Below are 15,382 nucleotides of genomic sequence, written 5' to 3'. Positions count from 1 at the left end.
AATCTTAATAGTTTATTTTTTCTGATTTTTATAGAAACTATGATGCTAATTAACTATGAATAGTATTAAAAGCCTCTTTAAATGATAAAGTTGTCTGACAGTATTATAATTCCATCAGTTTGAAGAGTTTTGATTTCGAAAAGTAGATGGTGTAATTCCCTCAAGTTTTTTAAAAGCATAATTAAAAGAAGAAAGACTATTGAAACCAGTTTCATAAGCTATTAGAAATAGTGAGTTTACCGTTCTTTTGTCTAAAAAAGTCGTTTTATATATTTAACTCTGTAATGATTAATAAAATCATTAATTTTTTTGACTCTACTGATTAATTAATGCAGAAGCCTTATGAATATTCAACCCTAAAAGTTTATCTACTTTTTCTAAGGAGAGATCTGGATTGAGATCAAGGTTTTGTTTTTAAATAATATTTAAGCCATTTTAGATAAATAACCTTTGTGCATTTTTTAATCTTTACAGAGTAAGTTCAAAATTGTATTTTTCAAACTCATTTCCATTAATAATGATGGATAATTGATGTAATCCTGTATGAAATTTTCTGGTCGTAATTATTTTAAAAGACTGCTTTCTATTAATAACAGTTATTGATTTCTTTGGATATATTTTTTCACTTATTTTAAAAACTTTTTTAGATAAGCTTCCATTAGCTTTCTGATAATAAAGCCCGTATTCTAATCGTAGCTTAGATGCAGAATTGCCGGTGTTATTAAGTTGAAAAGTAAATTCTAACCTACCTCCAATCTTAATTTTTGGTGTAAGGATCTGTAGTTTGTCAATTTTGATATGTTGGATATCACCAAAACCAAATAAGTTCATGATTTCTGCATTTCCCTGTTTCAAAAGGGTTCTACACCCATGTTTCACTAACCAATCAGTTTCTTTTGATTTTTTGTACCATTCTTTTGCAAGGTGAATAACAATATCGGGATTGTCCTTTGCAATATCATTTAGATTATTAGCCACACTTCTTCGTACAGATTCTGATTCATCATTTTTTAGATTTTCGAGAATAGGAAGGATAGCTGTTGGATCGATTTTTAAGAATGGAAGCGCCATAGCCCAGGGTAAACGTGGCCTACAACCTTCAGATGATAACCTTCTTACCATAGAGTGTTTATGCTGTGACCATTTCTTCATTTGTTGTATTCCTTTTTTAGGATACTTTATCAGAAGAGGCCGTATAGCAAATTCACAACTTGTGAATTGGGTAATTTTTTCGATTGCTAGTATAGAAGCATCATAATGATCCATCCCATAGTGTTCTACAAAATCCGGAAGAAACATATACTCTAAACTATTTTCATTAACGCCTTCCTTTTGAAGCTGTATAATAGCTTTTAATAAAACATCTATGTTTTTGATATAATCGAGAGATAAATGGTGTTGCAATACGATAGTAATATGACGCATACGCTGCTTCAATTCTCTGTTTTTCCATTCGGAATCAAAAATTTGTTTAAAAAAAGATGAGGTATCAAAATCCGGAACAATTTTTTGAAGAGCCACTGTAAATTCTTCAAAAAACTCATGAGTGTAAATATGTTTCAATAATTCTGCCATTATAAATAGTGGGTTAATTCGAAACAAAAATAAAATAGGGTAGTGACAACTGTATGTCAGCTGTTGATATGCTTTTTAATAGATTTTTTATTTTTTGATAGTAGTTTTTGCTTTGTTATTTTCAAGAATATCTTGTAAACCAGTACTCAAAACAATACTCCAACATTCTTTGCCATTAAATTTCCCTTTCCCTTCATACACTCCGGAATTTGAAAAAACGATAATAATCTCACCATTAGTATAGCTACGAATATAAACATCATGTAAACCATCTTCTAAACCCCCATGTCTTATTTGTGTTAACTCACCATTTTTATATTCAACTCGCCATCCATAGGCATAGGAAACACCATTGGTAATATCACCTTTCAGATTTTTATGAGGTTTAAATAGTTGTTGTATACTTTTTGGATTCAGAAAATCACTATATCTAATGGTATTTATCCATTTATATAGATCTTGAGATGTGCTAAAAATTCCAGTCCCTCCTTTGTAGCCGTAGTTTGCGATACTAACACCTTTACGATAAACTTTTCGGGATAATGATTTTACTGTTTTAGGATTATTAAATGAGGCTATATTCGTGAGATTACTACCTTCATACCCCCAAAAACCAGTATGATTTAGATTTGATGGAGCTAGTAAGTTTTGTGATATGTAGTTTTCATAAGTCTCGCCAGAAACCAGTTCAATTATAATAGCTAAAAGATTATACCCTTCTGCCGAATAGCCATATTTTTCACCGATGTTATATTCTAAACGAGAGGATAAAATCGCATTGATTGCCTCTTCTCTGTTTTTAATACCATCTGTAACATAATTGTTTGCGAGACCAGAAGTATGAGTGAGAAGATGATGAATGGTGATTTCTTTTTTATCTAAAGGAACTTCGTTAATAAATTTGGCTATTGGATCATTAATTGATAGTTTACTTTGTTCCTGAAGTTTAAGAATAGCTGTTGCTGTAAACTGTTTGGTTACCGAAGCAATATAAAAAGCAGAATTAGTTGTTAGATTTGAATCACCTATAGCTTTGTTTAAGATAATTTCATTATTCTTGGCAACTAACACCGTTCCTTTAAATCCTTTGCTTTTCTGTTCCTTTACATAAGAATCAATTTTGTCAATTAGTAAAGGGTATTTATAAATAGATGAATCTGTTTTAGATTGCGAATAACTCGAAAAAAAAATTAACCCAAATAAACTAATGATGATTGATGAACCTTTTATTGCCATGATGTATTTAATTATACATTGTTTCACACTATAGTATTTCTATAGCATTAATTAAGAAATGATCATACAAATAAAAGGAAGGGTTATTTTAAAAAATAGAACAGAATTTGCTTTAAGCTAAACTTTGGAATATTCTTTTGGTAGATAGCCAGAAATAGATTTAAAAACCCGAGTAAAATGACTTTGGTCAGAAAAACCACATATGTATGCTATTTCGGTAAGTGAGTATTGTTTAGATTTTAACAGATCAAGTGATCGATCTATTTTTAATTTACGAGAATATTCGCCTAATGTGCATTGAAAGTAAGTTCTAAAATTTTTAGAAATTGTAGTAGGGTGTACATTAACCTTGTCGGCAATTTCTTTTAAAGAAATATTCTCATCCCATCTATCATTTAAAAGATCCCTAACAGATAACATCCATTTTGGAAATAATATTTCATCCTTAAAGTTAAGAGAGTTTTCTATAAAAGCGACAAATAACATCTCTATAGCGTTATAAGATTGCAAATCATTAATTTCTGCTTCATTCATTAATTTTATGAAAGTGAAACGAGCATTATAATTTTTTGCCACAGCTAGCTCAAGTGATCCTTCTGTAAAGTCATATTTTTTTAAAAAAGTATCATCTATTTCCAAATTGATATGTTTAGAAGGAAAGGTAGTGTAGACATTTCTATGTAATTCATATGAATTATAGTAATTTATAGATCCACCAACTCTTTCTACTTCCTTGCCTTTACGGTATTCTGTATTTGTTCCATAAAGTACTAGACTGATAACTGGTTTTTCATGAGAATGCCAAACACCGGTTTCAATTGGGTTTTGATAATTACTGGTGCCGATCAAAAAATCATTAAAATCATATGTTTGATAAATCGGCGCCAAAGAATGACCTCTTTTCAGAATCATAATAGTGTAATTTTCTTTATTTGGATTGACTAATATATCGAATTACTTTGTAGCTAAAAAAACCAAAACACCCATTTTTGTTTGATGCATGTTTCGGCATAGTATAATATACAGAGATGTTTCTAGAAAATAATTATTTACTTTCAGGTCTCAAACAAGTCTAATGAAAAATCCGTTTCATATTATATACTAGTACTTTTTATAGCAGGACTAACTCTGTTACTACTTATGATTTTGTTTAAACAACTTTGATTTAAACCCCTTCTTTCTGGTTATTACCATTCACTGTAAGTTGCCTTTGCTTAAGTAGTTCTACAGCCCATTTGTAATGCTGTAACATTTCCTGGGTTACACCATATTTGCTTTTGTAACGCATTAACCGTTCGTATAATTTTTTCTCTGTCATGACTATTGATTTTTAATTTATATTTTCATGTTTTCTCTTCTTTTGGGTTACTATCAGGTTTTAAGGTTTTTAATATTGCAATAGAATTGCTTTGTTTGGGTCAACATTTTAAGATCAAATGATTAACTAAATAAAGATACCTGCTGTTTTTTGCTAACAGGAGATTAGTCATTTTTGAAGATGGCTAAAGATGATAAATTCAAATACTAGCTTATAGGATATACGAATAGATATATCTCATGTTTGTAGCACTAAAAATTGTTAAAAAACCTAACCTATATGTATACTTTATTCTAGGTATAGGTATTGATCCCGCAATTAAGAAACTGTTTAAAAAGTGTACTTTCTGAAAACTAGTAATTTTCGATTCACATGATTTTTAAACATGTCCTTAAGAATTTTCCCTGATCTTAAATTACGACGAAAATTCTTACATTTCTTACGGGAACCCGTATGAGATGTATTAATTTTTTTTATATGAGTTATGTATTTTGACCATCATTCATTCAAAATAATGATTAAAACTAGTTTTAACCCCTTTAAAAATAGGGGGTAAATCCCCCTTTATTTCGATGTTACATATTTTTTAGGATTCGTTACATCTATGATATTATCAAAATATATTGCTTTATAACTTTACTATATTCAATCAATTGATCTTAAAATGTTGGGCCAAACAAAGTAATAACTCTTATTAAAACCGTATTGATCATGAAAAAAGTAGTATTAAATATTGTTGCTGTATTGCTTATCACCCTATGTGCCTGTGAGCAAGAAAACAGTATAGAAGAACAAACCGCAGAAGATGTAAAAGAAAACACCTCTAAAAAAGCCGGAGCCTCCCAAAGAGGGCTTTGTATATATAGCTTAACACTTGATAAACAAATTTGCGATGATAGAGATATGACATGTAGATGTGATCCAAGTGGGTCTGTAATTGGGGTATGTGCACAGATACAGTGTTTGCCAAATGTCTTTAACCCGATTACGCCAGAGCCTGTTTATTTAAATCTTTGTAAAATAATTAGATGTGACTGGGTGTACAATGATCCATGGAGTGTATATGATAATGTAGATCCGAGAGTATTTAATTCTATTAAAGATGTATTGAAATTGACGATCAAATCAGATACAAAAGCAATACCATTTGCTATGAACAAAAATATTTTAGGACTACAGTTTTATAAGCCTAATAACATGATGTATAGAGATTCTAAAACTCTAGAAGCAGAACCCAGTATGTTTCATCTTAAAAACACAGTGATTTTAGACAAAGTATATTTAAAAAAAACTAGGACTTAAGGGCAATGTTATCAAGCCAGGAAAATACCCTGTTATTTTTAATAAAAGAAACAAAACATATAATGTAATCCTAAAGGTAAAATGATGAACTTATTTTAACCCATTACAAAATCCCCATTATGTGATTGTCAAGTCAGGTTTATCGAAGTTAGTACTCCCAACGCTTCTTTGATAGATCTGGTTGGCAAATTGATTTTTGTTAGCTAAAAGGCTTTATAACATTGCTTCTTCTATACTTTGTAACGAATTATAAACTATAATCAACTTACATCTAATACCCAACGTTTTCTCTAACTCTTGCTAATACAGTATCGGCAATAGAAGTAGCTTTTTTGGCTCCTATAGCCAAGGCCTCGTCTACTTCATTAAGGTTGGCCATATAATAGGCATAACGTTCGCGTTCGGTAGCAAATTTTTCGATCAGTAATTCATAAAAAGCCTGCTTTGCATGTCCATATCCATAGTTTCCACCTTGATAATTCTTACGCATTTCCTCTTGTTGTTCTGTAGTAGCGATAAGCTTATATAAGGCAAATAAATTACAAGTATCTGGATCTTTTGGTTCTTCTAGCGGAGTGCTATCAGTCGCAATAGACATAATCTGTTTACGTAGTTTCTTATCTGGCAAAAACAGATTAATGATATTTCCTTTTGATTTACTCATCTTGCCACCATCAGTTCCTGGTACATACATGGTTTCTTTTTGCACCTGGGCTTCGGGTATTACAAACATTTCACCTACTTGATTGTGCATTCGTGAAGCTACATCACGAGTCATTTCAAGATGTTGTAATTGATCTTTTCCTACAGGAATAATTTCTGCATCATAAAGCAGAATATCAGCCGCCATTAGCATAGGATATGTAAATAATCCAGCATTTACATCCTCGAGACGATCTGCTTTATCCTTAAACGAATGTGCAAGCGTTAATCTCTGATATGGAAAAAAACAACTTAGATACCAAGATAATTCTGTTACCTGTGGGATATCACTCTGTCGATAAAAAACAGTCTTTTCTATATCTAGTCCACAAGCTAACCAGGCAGCAGCAGTAGAGTAGGTGTTCTCTCGTAATGTATTGGCATCCTTGATTTGTGTAAGTGAATGCATATTGGCAATAAATAAAAACGATTCGTTTTCTGGCTCATTGGCCATTTGGATTGCCGGAATGATAGCACCTAATAGGTTTCCTAAATGCGGAGTGCCTGTACTCTGTATTCCTGTTAGAATTCTGGACATAGTGATATATTGATCTGTGTTATGGTTTAAGCCTTAAGTTTTGGTTAGGTACCGTTTAATTTATAAAAATTAGCTCTGTATTTAATTCTCTGTACACAGTTTGCAGATTATAATATCATAAGTTGCCTTCTGTTTACTTTATACTTTAGGTATATAACCATACTATTTTCGGCAAAGGTAATTTTTTTGTTCACATAGCTCAAACCAATTGTGTATTTTTGGGGAGATGCATATACTAAGAAACATACTTATCCTACTATGGCGTATTTGGTTTTATATCGTTATGGGTATTCCTATACTTGTTATGTTTCCTTTATTATTGGTGTTTTCGTCAAGAGAAGAATGGTACCCGCAGTTTTTTGTGGTTGCTAGGTTTTGGGCAAAAATCGTATTGTATGGATCAGGTTTTTTACCAAAGATTACCAAAGAAGCAGAACCAGATCGTAAAAAAAGTTACATGTTTGTTGCTAATCATACCTCGATGACCGATATCATGCTAATGCTATATGCTATAAAAAATCCTTTTGTATTTGTAGGGAAAAAGGAGCTGGCTAAAATCCCGGTTTTTGGATTTTTCTATAAACGTACTTGTATATTGGTAGATCGTAATAGCCAGCGAAGCAGAAAAGAAGTATTTGATCGTGCACAAGCAAGATTACATGGCGGTACAAGTATTTGTATTTTTCCTGAAGGAGGTGTCCCCGATGATGAATCTGTTATTTTGGATGAATTTAAAGACGGAGCTTTCAGATTGGCGATAGATCACCAAATCCCTATAGTATCATTAGCATTTCTAGATAATAAAAAACGATTTTCGTATACTTTTTTTAGCGGAAGCCCAGGAATTATGAGGGGTCGCGTTCTTAAAGAAATCCCTACAGAAGGGTTAACGCATGAGGATAAAAAAGAGTTGAAAGAACGAACGAGAGTTTTGATTTTAAAGACATTAGAATCTGGTCTTACCTTATAAAAATAAAGCCGTTTCTCCCCAGAAACGGCTTTGTTCATCATTGCTTTAAATTGCAATAACTACCTAACCAACTAAAAAATCTTTATATTTCTTAAAATTTGATACTTACTCCAGTATATACCCCAAAATAGTAGGGTTTAAAATTATTGGCATTATCATTAAATGCATTAAACTGATATTTAAAAATAGGCTCAAGATTAATCTCAAATTGATCCGATATTTTATAATCGACACCCAACCCTATATTACCACTAAAACTCACATCATTAAGATTACTGGCTTCACCAATAGGAGTTTCAAAATCACCAGCCTCTATAGAGATTTCATTATCTTGTAAGAATAATGTGCTTATACCTCCAATCATATTTACGCCAATTTTTTTATTAACCAAGGCATATTTCATTTCCAACGGAACCTCTAAATAGGCAATACTTTGATTAAGTAACCCTACATTTTGTTTTTGATCTATCGCATTTCTGTTAATATCTGAAAATTCAGACCCAATATCGGTGCTTCTTACGTTTCCGATGTCAGAGATTAAAATTGCTCCAGCGGAAGAGTTATAGTTTACATTTTCCAGGTTTTGACCTACTGCCGAAGGAGAAAAACCAACACCTTCGGTATTATAACTAAGATCTACCTTGTTTACTCCAGAACGCACACTAAATCTTTTATTTATAGCATAAGAAACATGTACACCATAACTCATATTTACTTGCCCGTTTTTGTTATTATCTGAAAATTGGGCATCGATCGAAGATCCGCTTCCGATAGAACTATAATATACGGGAGCGACATTAGGTGCAACATTCCATTTTTTGGTCGATGTGGATTCTTCAACTATTTCTTCTTCCTCTTCTTGATTAATAACGTCAAAAATGGATTTCTTACCATTATCATCTAGGCTTTCAACTTGTTCTTCTTCTTCTTCTTCTTCTGGAGTTTTATTCTTTATATCATTATCACTATTCTTTTCTGCTAAACCTTGAGTATTCGTATTACTTCTCTCATTGGGTGTTTTAAAAAGAGGATGTTCTTTTTCTGGAGTAGATCTTTTATTCTGTTGATTAGCAATAGTGGTTTTCTCAATTGTATTCTCCTTAGTAACAATAGGGTCTTCTTTTTGTTTAGAAGAGGTTTGTGCTGTTCTGTTATTATTTGTTGTGGCATGATCTGCGATTCGATTTTTAGTTGCAGACTGCGAGGTAGGATCTAATTGATCACTATTTTTGGATTGCGAAGGTACTTGTTCCAAAGTTTTAGCAATCGCATTTTCTTTTGTTACAGAGGGTTCAAAATAATTATGTTGACCAGCATCATTGTCTTGATCTTGATTATTGGTTTTTATTTTTTTGTCAACAGAATTGGTTTCTTTTTCTTCTGAAGTTACTATAACATTTTCTGTAGGAGGCTTAACCTGATTATCAGGTGTTGTTTTGGTTTGTTCAATTGTATTTTGAGTATCAGAATCAGTGATCGTATTATTTTGTTGTAGCTCATTATTTAAAGGTAAAGAGCTTATACCAAATATAAGTGCGATTAATGCTGCAACACCTGCAACTCTATACCAAAATGGAATCAGAAAAATTCTTTTTTTGTTTTTGTTTTGACGTGCCTTTATTTTTTCCCATACTATTTCATCGGGAATGACTTCAAAATCTTTGAATTTTTCCTGAAATAAACGATCTATATTTTTTTTATCATTCATCTTCGTTCTTCAATTGGTCGAACATATAGTTCTTGGTTGGTTTGTAATTTTTCTTTTAAAATATTTCTTGCTCTCGCAAGATTCGATTTAGAGGTTCCTATAGATATCTGTAGCATCTCTGCAACCTCTTTATGAGAATAACCGTCTAACACATAAAGATTAAATACTAATCGATATCGATCAGGGAGTTGTTGTATAATTTCTAAAAGATAATCTAGAGAAATCTCTTCTTCATCGACTTCAACTTCAACTTCTTCAATCTGTTCTTCATTAATGATATCAAAAACTTTTTGTTTTCGATATTTCTGTAATGCTGTATTAATAGTTACTCGTTTTATCCACCCTTCAAAAGAACCTTGGTTTTTATATTGACCGATTTTATCAAAAATGGTTATAAAAGCATCTTGCAAGGTATCTTCTGCACTCGAAGCATCGTTAGAATATTTTAAGCAAATCGAAAATAGCTTACTACTGTATAGTCTATACAATTGTTCCTGTGCCTGAGCATTTTTTTTCTTACATCTTTTTATGAGTTGGTCTAAACCCACTAACAACTATTTTTAGTTTACCCATTTTCTAATATATAAAAACGGGTTTAATTTATAATACGGGTACTTCTACGGTTAAAAATTGATTATCTCCATTTTCGTCTCTTCCTTGCCAAAATCTAAAGATGTAAGAATCTTCATTTCCTACAAGAAAATCAAAAGAGACCTCGACTAGATCTGTCGTTTCTAAGTCTTTACAATTACCTTGGTTAACTACCAAATTGACAACAGATACAGTTCGTTCATTTCCTAGTCTGTCATAATCAAATCCTGCAAAAGAGTGACAGTCTGTTGGCCTAAAATAAGACACAGTAATTGTATAGGTTTCTTCTCGATTAAACTGATCGGGTAGCGAAGCTTCCTGTACAGTAGCTAATTCATAAAAGAAACTTGTTCCATCGTCGTCATCAGAACATCCAGTTAAGATAACTACTAGTAAAAATGTTAAAACTATTTTTATCCTTCTCATTTTCTTGGGGTTTTGAGAGATCATATAACTCATCCATTAGGTAGATGCTCTAATGTAGATAAGGTTGCTTTTAAGGTATAAAAAAATCCCGAAGCTTCGGGATTTTAGTATTTTTATTAAGAAAGTTTTATTCTTTTGCAATTTTTATGGCTTCCTTGATTTTTTGTTCAAGCTCTTCCATAAGTTCTGGATTATCATTAAGTAAAGATTTCACTGCATCTCGTCCTTGTCCTAATTTGGTGTCTTGATAGCTAAACCAGGAACCACTTTTCTTGATAATCTCGTAGTCTACACCAATATCAATAATTTCTCCATTTTTAGAAATACCTTCTCCATACATGATATCAAATTCGGCAGTTCTAAAAGGCGGTGCTACCTTGTTTTTTACTACTTTAACTCGTGTTTTGTTCCCTTGTACTTCGCTATTACTGTTTTTGATTTGTGTAGAACGACGAATATCTAAACGTACCGAAGCATAAAATTTTAAAGCATTACCACCAGTAGTCGTTTCAGGATTTCCAAACATTACCCCGATTTTTTCACGAAGCTGATTAATAAATATTACAGTACAATTGGTTTTACTAATTGAACTGGTTAATTTTCGAAGTGCCTGAGACATTAATCGCGCATGAAGACCCATTTTAGAATCTCCCATTTCGCCTTCGATTTCACTTTTAGGAGTAAGTGCTGCCACAGAATCAATAACAATAATATCAATAGCCCCAGATCTGATCAGGTTATCAGTAATTTCTAAGGCCTGCTCACCGTGATCTGGTTGAGAAATAATCAAATTGTCTATATCTACACCTAGTTTTTCTGCATAAAAACGATCAAAAGCATGTTCTGCGTCAATAAATGCTGCAATACCACCGGCTTTTTGTGCCTGGGCGATAGCATGCAAAGTAAGTGTTGTTTTACCAGAAGATTCTGGGCCATAAATTTCAACAACTCTTCCTCTGGGATACCCACCAACACCTAATGCAAGGTCTAAACCAAGAGAGCCTGTAGAGATTACATCTACTTCTTGTACAGAACTGTCACTCATTTTCATTACAGTTCCTTTTCCGTAGGCTTTATCTAATTTATCAAGGGTAAGTTTTAATGCTTTTAATTTTGCGTCTTTCTCTGTACTCATTTGTTGTTCAAATATATCGGGATTTGACATTGATAATAAACTTTTTGCTAAAGTACTATTTCTTTTTGTAGTTGAGATGTGGATTCTAAAATCGTTATTAACAACGGATGCCTATATTTTATCTTAAGATTTAGAGTTTTTAAGTTGGTGCTAGATGTCGATTAAATATTTTTTTATAAGTATAGCGCAACCCTTTTGTTTTTATAGCATCTACATAAAAAGCAAACATGAACAAAGGCAGAAGGAAGGAGAGAAATGAAATTTCTTAAAAAGGTCGTAAGACATAATCTTGATGGCTGCACAATTACTAAAATTAGTAATTGTATAGTAGAAGGTGGCTAGCTTCGTTATTATATTTTTTAATCGTTAAATTATTTAATAACGAATTAGCCCAAAAAATGCCTTGAAATAAGTTTCAAGGCATTTTTTATATTCAGAAATTAGAATTTATTGATTTGCATTATCTGAATTATCTGTGTCTCTAGGTTTGCATAATGGAATTGCAGAATAATCATCACAATTACCGCTTCCGGTAATATATCCACCATTAATGATTTGTTGTTGTCTTTTGTCAAGCACTTTTGCGCCCATTAGATTTTTTAAGCTTTTCATTATAATTTCTTTTAAAGAATTTATGTTCCTTGAACATTTAATGACACTCAAGGTTTGTGTCTATCTTTCGCGAAAAGATGAATTACTTCAGATAAAAGTATAGGTTGCGAGTTTCATTTTTCAGGACTGAGATTTTTTTAACAAAAAAATAGGATTAGAGATGATAACGAAATTTTTGACCATACTAAAACTCAAATAACATTCTTTGGATATTACTTTATGATTTGTATTTTTGCAAAAAAATAAATAGTTTCTTTTTAACTTAAAACGTAAGTATAGCATGCAACTGTACAACAAATTAAGTGCAAAAGAGAGAGCAGCTCTTATCGATGAGGCCGGGACCGACCGACTTACGCTATCTTTCTATGCATATGCACATATTGGTAATCCACAAATTTTTAGAAATCACCTTTTTATTCATTGGAACGAACTCGAGGTTTTGGGGCGTATTTATGTAGCCAAAGAAGGTATAAACGGGCAATTATCTGTTCCGGCACCAAATTTTGAAGCTTTTAAAAAACACCTGGATAGTATTTCTTTTCTTGAAAATGTACGTCTCAATATTGCACGAGAGCAAGACGCAAAATCTTTTTTAAAGCTAAAAGTAAAAATTCGTAAAAAAATTGTGGCAGACGGATTAAATGATAACACATTTGATGTAACCAACAAAGGAGTTCATGTTGATGCTTCTGTATTTAATGAACTTATCGAAGATCCAGATACTGTACTGGTTGATATGCGTAATCATTATGAAAGTGAAATAGGTCATTTTAAAGGAGCTGTTACACCAGATGTAGATACTTTTAGAGACTCTTTGGATATTATCGAAGAAGATCTTAAAGATCATAAAGAGGATAAAAAACTAGTAATGTATTGTACCGGGGGTATACGTTGTGAGAAAGCTAGTGCATATTATAAGCATAAAGGATTTAAAAATGTATTTCAATTAGAAGGTGGTATTATAGAATATGCAAGACAAGTAGAAGCTCAAGGTTTAGAAAATAAATTCCTGGGTAAAAATTTTGTTTTTGATCATAGAAGAGCAGAGCGTATTTCTGGTGATATAATAGCTAATTGTCATCAATGCGGTACCCCATGTGATACCCATGTAAATTGCGAAAATGAAGCGTGCCATCTATTGTTTATACAATGTGAGAATTGCGCAACAGAACTGGAAAACTGTTGTTCAACAGAATGTATGGAGGTTAATAAGCTATCATTTGAAGAACAAAAGGCATTACGAAAAGGTAAAGGAAATAGTAATAAAATCTTTAAAAAAGGTCGTTCGGAAGCATTAAAATACAAGAAGTAAAGCCCGAAAAGGTAAAGATACTGTAGCAGATAGTTTTTTTTATCCCCATTTCATAGTATCTTTAACGATTGATATGTTAGAAATGATATATTTCTAACTTTAGTAAGAACCATATTTGTTGCGATTATGATCGCAGACAAATTTCAATATAGATAAAAAATATGGGGTGTAACAGTTGTTCCTCCGCAAAAGACGGGCAGCCGAAAGGTTGTAAGAATAATGGTACCTGTGGTACAGATGGTTGCAATAAATTAACGGTTTTCGATTGGTTATCCAACATGTCACTTCCTAGCGGATCACTACCTTTTTCTTATGTTGAAATACGATTTAAGAATGGCAGAAAAAACTTCTTTAAAAATACAGAAAATCTTTCTTTAAGCATTGGAGATATTGTAGCGACAGAGTCTTCTCCTGGTCATGATGTAGGAATTGTTACTCTTACCGGAGAGTTAGTTCGCATCCAGATGAAAAAAAAGAAAGTTGAACTTGATAGTGAAGAAATAAAAAAAGTCTACCGAAAAGCATCTCAAAAAGATATCGATATCTGGCAGAAAGCTCGTGATAGAGAAGAAAAGATGAAGGTTCGTGCTCGTGAAATTGCAATTAGATTAGAGCTACAAATGAAAATTTCTGATATCGAGTTTCAAGGAGATGGATCAAAAGCTACTTTTTATTACACGGCAGAAGAACGAGTAGATTTTAGACAGTTGATAAAGGAATTTGCACACGAATTTAGTACACGTATTGAAATGCGACAAGTAGGTTTTAGGCAAGAAGCTGCACGATTAGGAGGTATAGGCTCCTGTGGTCGGGAGCTATGTTGTTCTACTTGGCTTACCGATTTTAGGTCGGTAAATACTAGCGCAGCTAGGTATCAGCAATTATCTTTAAATCCGCAAAAGCTAGCTGGTCAATGCGGAAAACTAAAATGTTGTCTAAATTATGAATTAGATGCATATATCGACGCACTTAATAGTTTCCCTAAGACAGATATAAAGCTTCAAACAGAAAAAGGAACAGCTGTATGTCAAAAAATAGATATTTTTAAAGGATTGTTGTGGTATGCCTATGAAGGTGAATGGATGAATTGGCATAGAATATCTACCGAAGATGTTAATGAAATTATTACAGCAAACAAGAACAATGAAAAAGTAACAAGCTTAGAAGATTTTGCTTTAGAATTAATAGAAGATACTAAAACAGATTTTGAGAACGTTGTAGGACAAGATAGCTTAACGCGATTTGATCAGCCTAAACGTAGTAAAAGAAGAAATCGTAATAAAAGGAAAAATAAAAGTAAAGGATCTTCAGAAAAGCAGACGGCAGTTTCAAAAAAATCAAAAGAAGGGAATTCTGATAACACAAATAAGTCAAATAATCGGGGTAACAAAAAACGTAGGTCTCGTAATAGGAATAATGATAAAGCTTAGGTTTTTTTTAGTAATATGCATTGTAATTGGTGTTATCTCCTGTGATGATAAACAGGTTTTCGATACATATCATACAGTAGATAATACATGGGAAATAGATGAAGAAGTGAGTTTTACGCTTCCAGAACTCGATACAACACAATCCTATAATTTATTTATAAATGTTCGTAACAATAATGAATACAAATACAGTAATTTGTTTTTAATTAGTGAAATGAAATTTCCAAATGGTAAAGTACTTACTGATACATTAGAATATCGCCTTGCAGCCCCTGATGGAAAATGGTTGGGAACAGGTTTTTCTGATCTTAAAGAAAATAAATTGTGGTATAAAGAAAATGTAAGTTTTAAAGAAAAAGGAAATTACACGATAACTATAGAACATGCCATGCGAAAGAATGGGGAAGTAAATGGGATATCTTCATTAGATGGAATTACAGATATTGGATTTAGGATAGAAAATACTCAAAACCCTTAATAAAGTATAAAAATAGAATCTATCTACCGATAGATACAAAAAATATATT

16 protein-coding genes are annotated in these 15,382 nt (G+C 32.1%); 5 read left to right on the top strand and 11 right to left on the bottom strand.

The window, feature by feature from the left end; all coding sequences use genetic code 11:
* Positions 1-114: 114 nt before the first annotated feature.
* The 5 genes from Z054_RS32685 to Z054_RS31645 all read right to left on the bottom strand — a co-directional run bounded on the left by Z054_RS32685 (position 115) and on the right by Z054_RS31645 (position 4,129).
* The gene (locus Z054_RS32685) at positions 115-273 is read right to left on the bottom strand and encodes a helix-turn-helix domain-containing protein (protein WP_084050226.1); all 159 of its coding nucleotides are present in this window, start codon (positions 271-273) and stop codon (positions 115-117) included.
* Between the two features lie 195 nt (positions 274-468).
* Positions 469-1,575, bottom strand: coding sequence for a DNA alkylation repair protein (locus tag Z054_RS0108710; RefSeq protein ID WP_024769690.1), 1,107 nt, complete (start codon positions 1,573-1,575; stop codon positions 469-471).
* A gap of 87 nt (positions 1,576-1,662) precedes the next feature.
* Positions 1,663-2,811 carry a serine hydrolase domain-containing protein gene (locus Z054_RS0108705; RefSeq protein ID WP_024769689.1) on the bottom strand — a complete coding sequence of 383 codons (1,149 nt, stop codon included), beginning with the start codon at positions 2,809-2,811 and terminating at the stop codon, positions 1,663-1,665.
* A 117-nt stretch (positions 2,812-2,928) separates the two neighbouring features.
* Positions 2,929-3,723 (bottom strand): helix-turn-helix domain-containing protein, encoded by a 795-nt coding sequence (locus tag Z054_RS0108700; RefSeq protein WP_024769688.1) that lies wholly within the window; start codon positions 3,721-3,723, stop codon positions 2,929-2,931.
* A gap of 253 nt (positions 3,724-3,976) precedes the next feature.
* Positions 3,977-4,129 carry a hypothetical protein gene (locus tag Z054_RS31645; RefSeq protein ID WP_159025479.1) on the bottom strand — a complete coding sequence of 51 codons (153 nt, stop codon included), beginning with the start codon at positions 4,127-4,129 and terminating at the stop codon, positions 3,977-3,979.
* Between the two features lie 711 nt (positions 4,130-4,840).
* Here Z054_RS31645 and Z054_RS0108690 point away from each other — a divergent pair.
* A complete protein-coding gene (locus tag Z054_RS0108690) occupies positions 4,841-5,431 on the top strand; it encodes a hypothetical protein (RefSeq protein WP_024769687.1) in 591 nt (196 codons plus the stop codon).
* A 271-nt stretch (positions 5,432-5,702) separates the two neighbouring features.
* Here the strand turns inward: Z054_RS0108690 and trpS are convergent, their stop codons facing one another.
* Positions 5,703-6,671, bottom strand: coding sequence for a tryptophan--tRNA ligase (gene trpS / locus Z054_RS0108685; RefSeq protein WP_024769686.1), 969 nt, complete (start codon positions 6,669-6,671; stop codon positions 5,703-5,705).
* Positions 6,672-6,897: 226 nt separating this feature from the next.
* Here trpS and Z054_RS0108680 point away from each other — a divergent pair, with 226 nt between their 5' ends.
* Positions 6,898-7,641: a lysophospholipid acyltransferase family protein gene (locus tag Z054_RS0108680; protein ID WP_024769685.1), complete on the top strand. Its 744-nt coding sequence runs from the start codon at positions 6,898-6,900 to the stop codon at positions 7,639-7,641.
* A 91-nt stretch (positions 7,642-7,732) separates the two neighbouring features.
* Here Z054_RS0108680 and Z054_RS30030 read toward each other — a convergent pair whose 3' ends face one another.
* The 5 genes from Z054_RS30030 to Z054_RS31640 form a co-directional block, all read right to left on the bottom strand.
* Positions 7,733-9,349, bottom strand: a complete 1,617-nt coding sequence (locus Z054_RS30030) for an outer membrane beta-barrel protein (RefSeq protein WP_024769684.1) — start codon at positions 9,347-9,349, stop codon at positions 7,733-7,735.
* On the bottom strand, positions 9,346-9,897 hold the full coding sequence (locus Z054_RS0108670; RefSeq protein ID WP_024769683.1) for an RNA polymerase sigma factor: 552 nt from the start codon (positions 9,895-9,897) through the stop codon (positions 9,346-9,348). The genes Z054_RS30030 and Z054_RS0108670 overlap by 4 nt, the downstream gene beginning before the upstream one ends.
* 52 nt (positions 9,898-9,949) lie before the next feature.
* Positions 9,950-10,366 carry a lipoprotein gene (locus Z054_RS0108665; RefSeq protein ID WP_152538506.1) on the bottom strand — a complete coding sequence of 139 codons (417 nt, stop codon included), beginning with the start codon at positions 10,364-10,366 and terminating at the stop codon, positions 9,950-9,952.
* A 127-nt stretch (positions 10,367-10,493) separates the two neighbouring features.
* Positions 10,494-11,501, bottom strand: a complete 1,008-nt coding sequence (recA, locus tag Z054_RS0108660; protein WP_024769681.1) for a recombinase RecA — start codon at positions 11,499-11,501, stop codon at positions 10,494-10,496.
* A 447-nt stretch (positions 11,502-11,948) separates the two neighbouring features.
* Entirely contained in the window at positions 11,949-12,113 is a 165-nt protein-coding gene (locus Z054_RS31640; RefSeq protein WP_161635261.1) for a hypothetical protein, read from the bottom strand.
* Positions 12,114-12,393: 280 nt separating this feature from the next.
* On the opposite strand from Z054_RS31640, the gene trhO reads away from it, so the two are divergent.
* From trhO to Z054_RS0108640, 3 genes are all read left to right on the top strand, one after another.
* Positions 12,394-13,425 carry an oxygen-dependent tRNA uridine(34) hydroxylase TrhO gene (gene trhO / locus Z054_RS0108650; protein ID WP_024769680.1) on the top strand — a complete coding sequence of 344 codons (1,032 nt, stop codon included), beginning with the start codon at positions 12,394-12,396 and terminating at the stop codon, positions 13,423-13,425.
* Between the two features lie 161 nt (positions 13,426-13,586).
* Entirely contained in the window at positions 13,587-14,855 is a 1,269-nt protein-coding gene (locus Z054_RS0108645) for a PSP1 domain-containing protein (protein ID WP_024769679.1), read from the top strand.
* Complete coding sequence (locus tag Z054_RS0108640; RefSeq protein ID WP_024769678.1) at positions 14,842-15,333, top strand: gliding motility lipoprotein GldH; 492 nt, start codon at positions 14,842-14,844, stop codon at positions 15,331-15,333. The genes Z054_RS0108645 and Z054_RS0108640 overlap by 14 nt, the downstream gene beginning before the upstream one ends.
* Positions 15,334-15,382 lie beyond the last annotated feature (49 nt).

This window comes from Aquimarina macrocephali JAMB N27, assembly GCF_000520995.1.
Lineage (GTDB): Bacteria > Bacteroidota > Bacteroidia > Flavobacteriales > Flavobacteriaceae > Aquimarina > Aquimarina macrocephali.
The sequence above is the reverse complement of the archived record's forward strand: the minus strand, read 5'-3'. Positions and strand labels throughout refer to the sequence as shown.

Coding starts and splice junctions, on each gene's coding strand:
- Z054_RS0108710 (WP_024769690.1), bottom strand. CDS start 1,575: ATGGCAGAATTATTGAAACATATTTACACTCATGAGTTTTTTGAAGAA.
- Z054_RS0108705 (WP_024769689.1), bottom strand. CDS start 2,811: ATGGCAATAAAAGGTTCATCAATCATCATTAGTTTATTTGGGTTAATT.
- Z054_RS0108700 (WP_024769688.1), bottom strand. CDS start 3,723: ATGATTCTGAAAAGAGGTCATTCTTTGGCGCCGATTTATCAAACATAT.
- Z054_RS31645 (WP_159025479.1), bottom strand. CDS start 4,129: ATGACAGAGAAAAAATTATACGAACGGTTAATGCGTTACAAAAGCAAA.
- Z054_RS0108690 (WP_024769687.1), top strand. CDS start 4,841: ATGAAAAAAGTAGTATTAAATATTGTTGCTGTATTGCTTATCACCCTA.
- trpS (WP_024769686.1), bottom strand. CDS start 6,671: ATGTCCAGAATTCTAACAGGAATACAGAGTACAGGCACTCCGCATTTA.
- Z054_RS0108680 (WP_024769685.1), top strand. CDS start 6,898: ATGCATATACTAAGAAACATACTTATCCTACTATGGCGTATTTGGTTT.
- Z054_RS30030 (WP_024769684.1), bottom strand. CDS start 9,349: ATGAATGATAAAAAAAATATAGATCGTTTATTTCAGGAAAAATTCAAA.
- Z054_RS0108665 (WP_152538506.1), bottom strand. CDS start 10,366: ATGAGAAGGATAAAAATAGTTTTAACATTTTTACTAGTAGTTATCTTA.
- recA (WP_024769681.1), bottom strand. CDS start 11,501: ATGAGTACAGAGAAAGACGCAAAATTAAAAGCATTAAAACTTACCCTT.
- Z054_RS31640 (WP_161635261.1), bottom strand. CDS start 12,113: ATGAAAAGCTTAAAAAATCTAATGGGCGCAAAAGTGCTTGACAAAAGA.
- trhO (WP_024769680.1), top strand. CDS start 12,394: ATGCAACTGTACAACAAATTAAGTGCAAAAGAGAGAGCAGCTCTTATC.
- Z054_RS0108645 (WP_024769679.1), top strand. CDS start 13,587: ATGGGGTGTAACAGTTGTTCCTCCGCAAAAGACGGGCAGCCGAAAGGT.
- Z054_RS0108640 (WP_024769678.1), top strand. CDS start 14,842: ATGATAAAGCTTAGGTTTTTTTTAGTAATATGCATTGTAATTGGTGTT.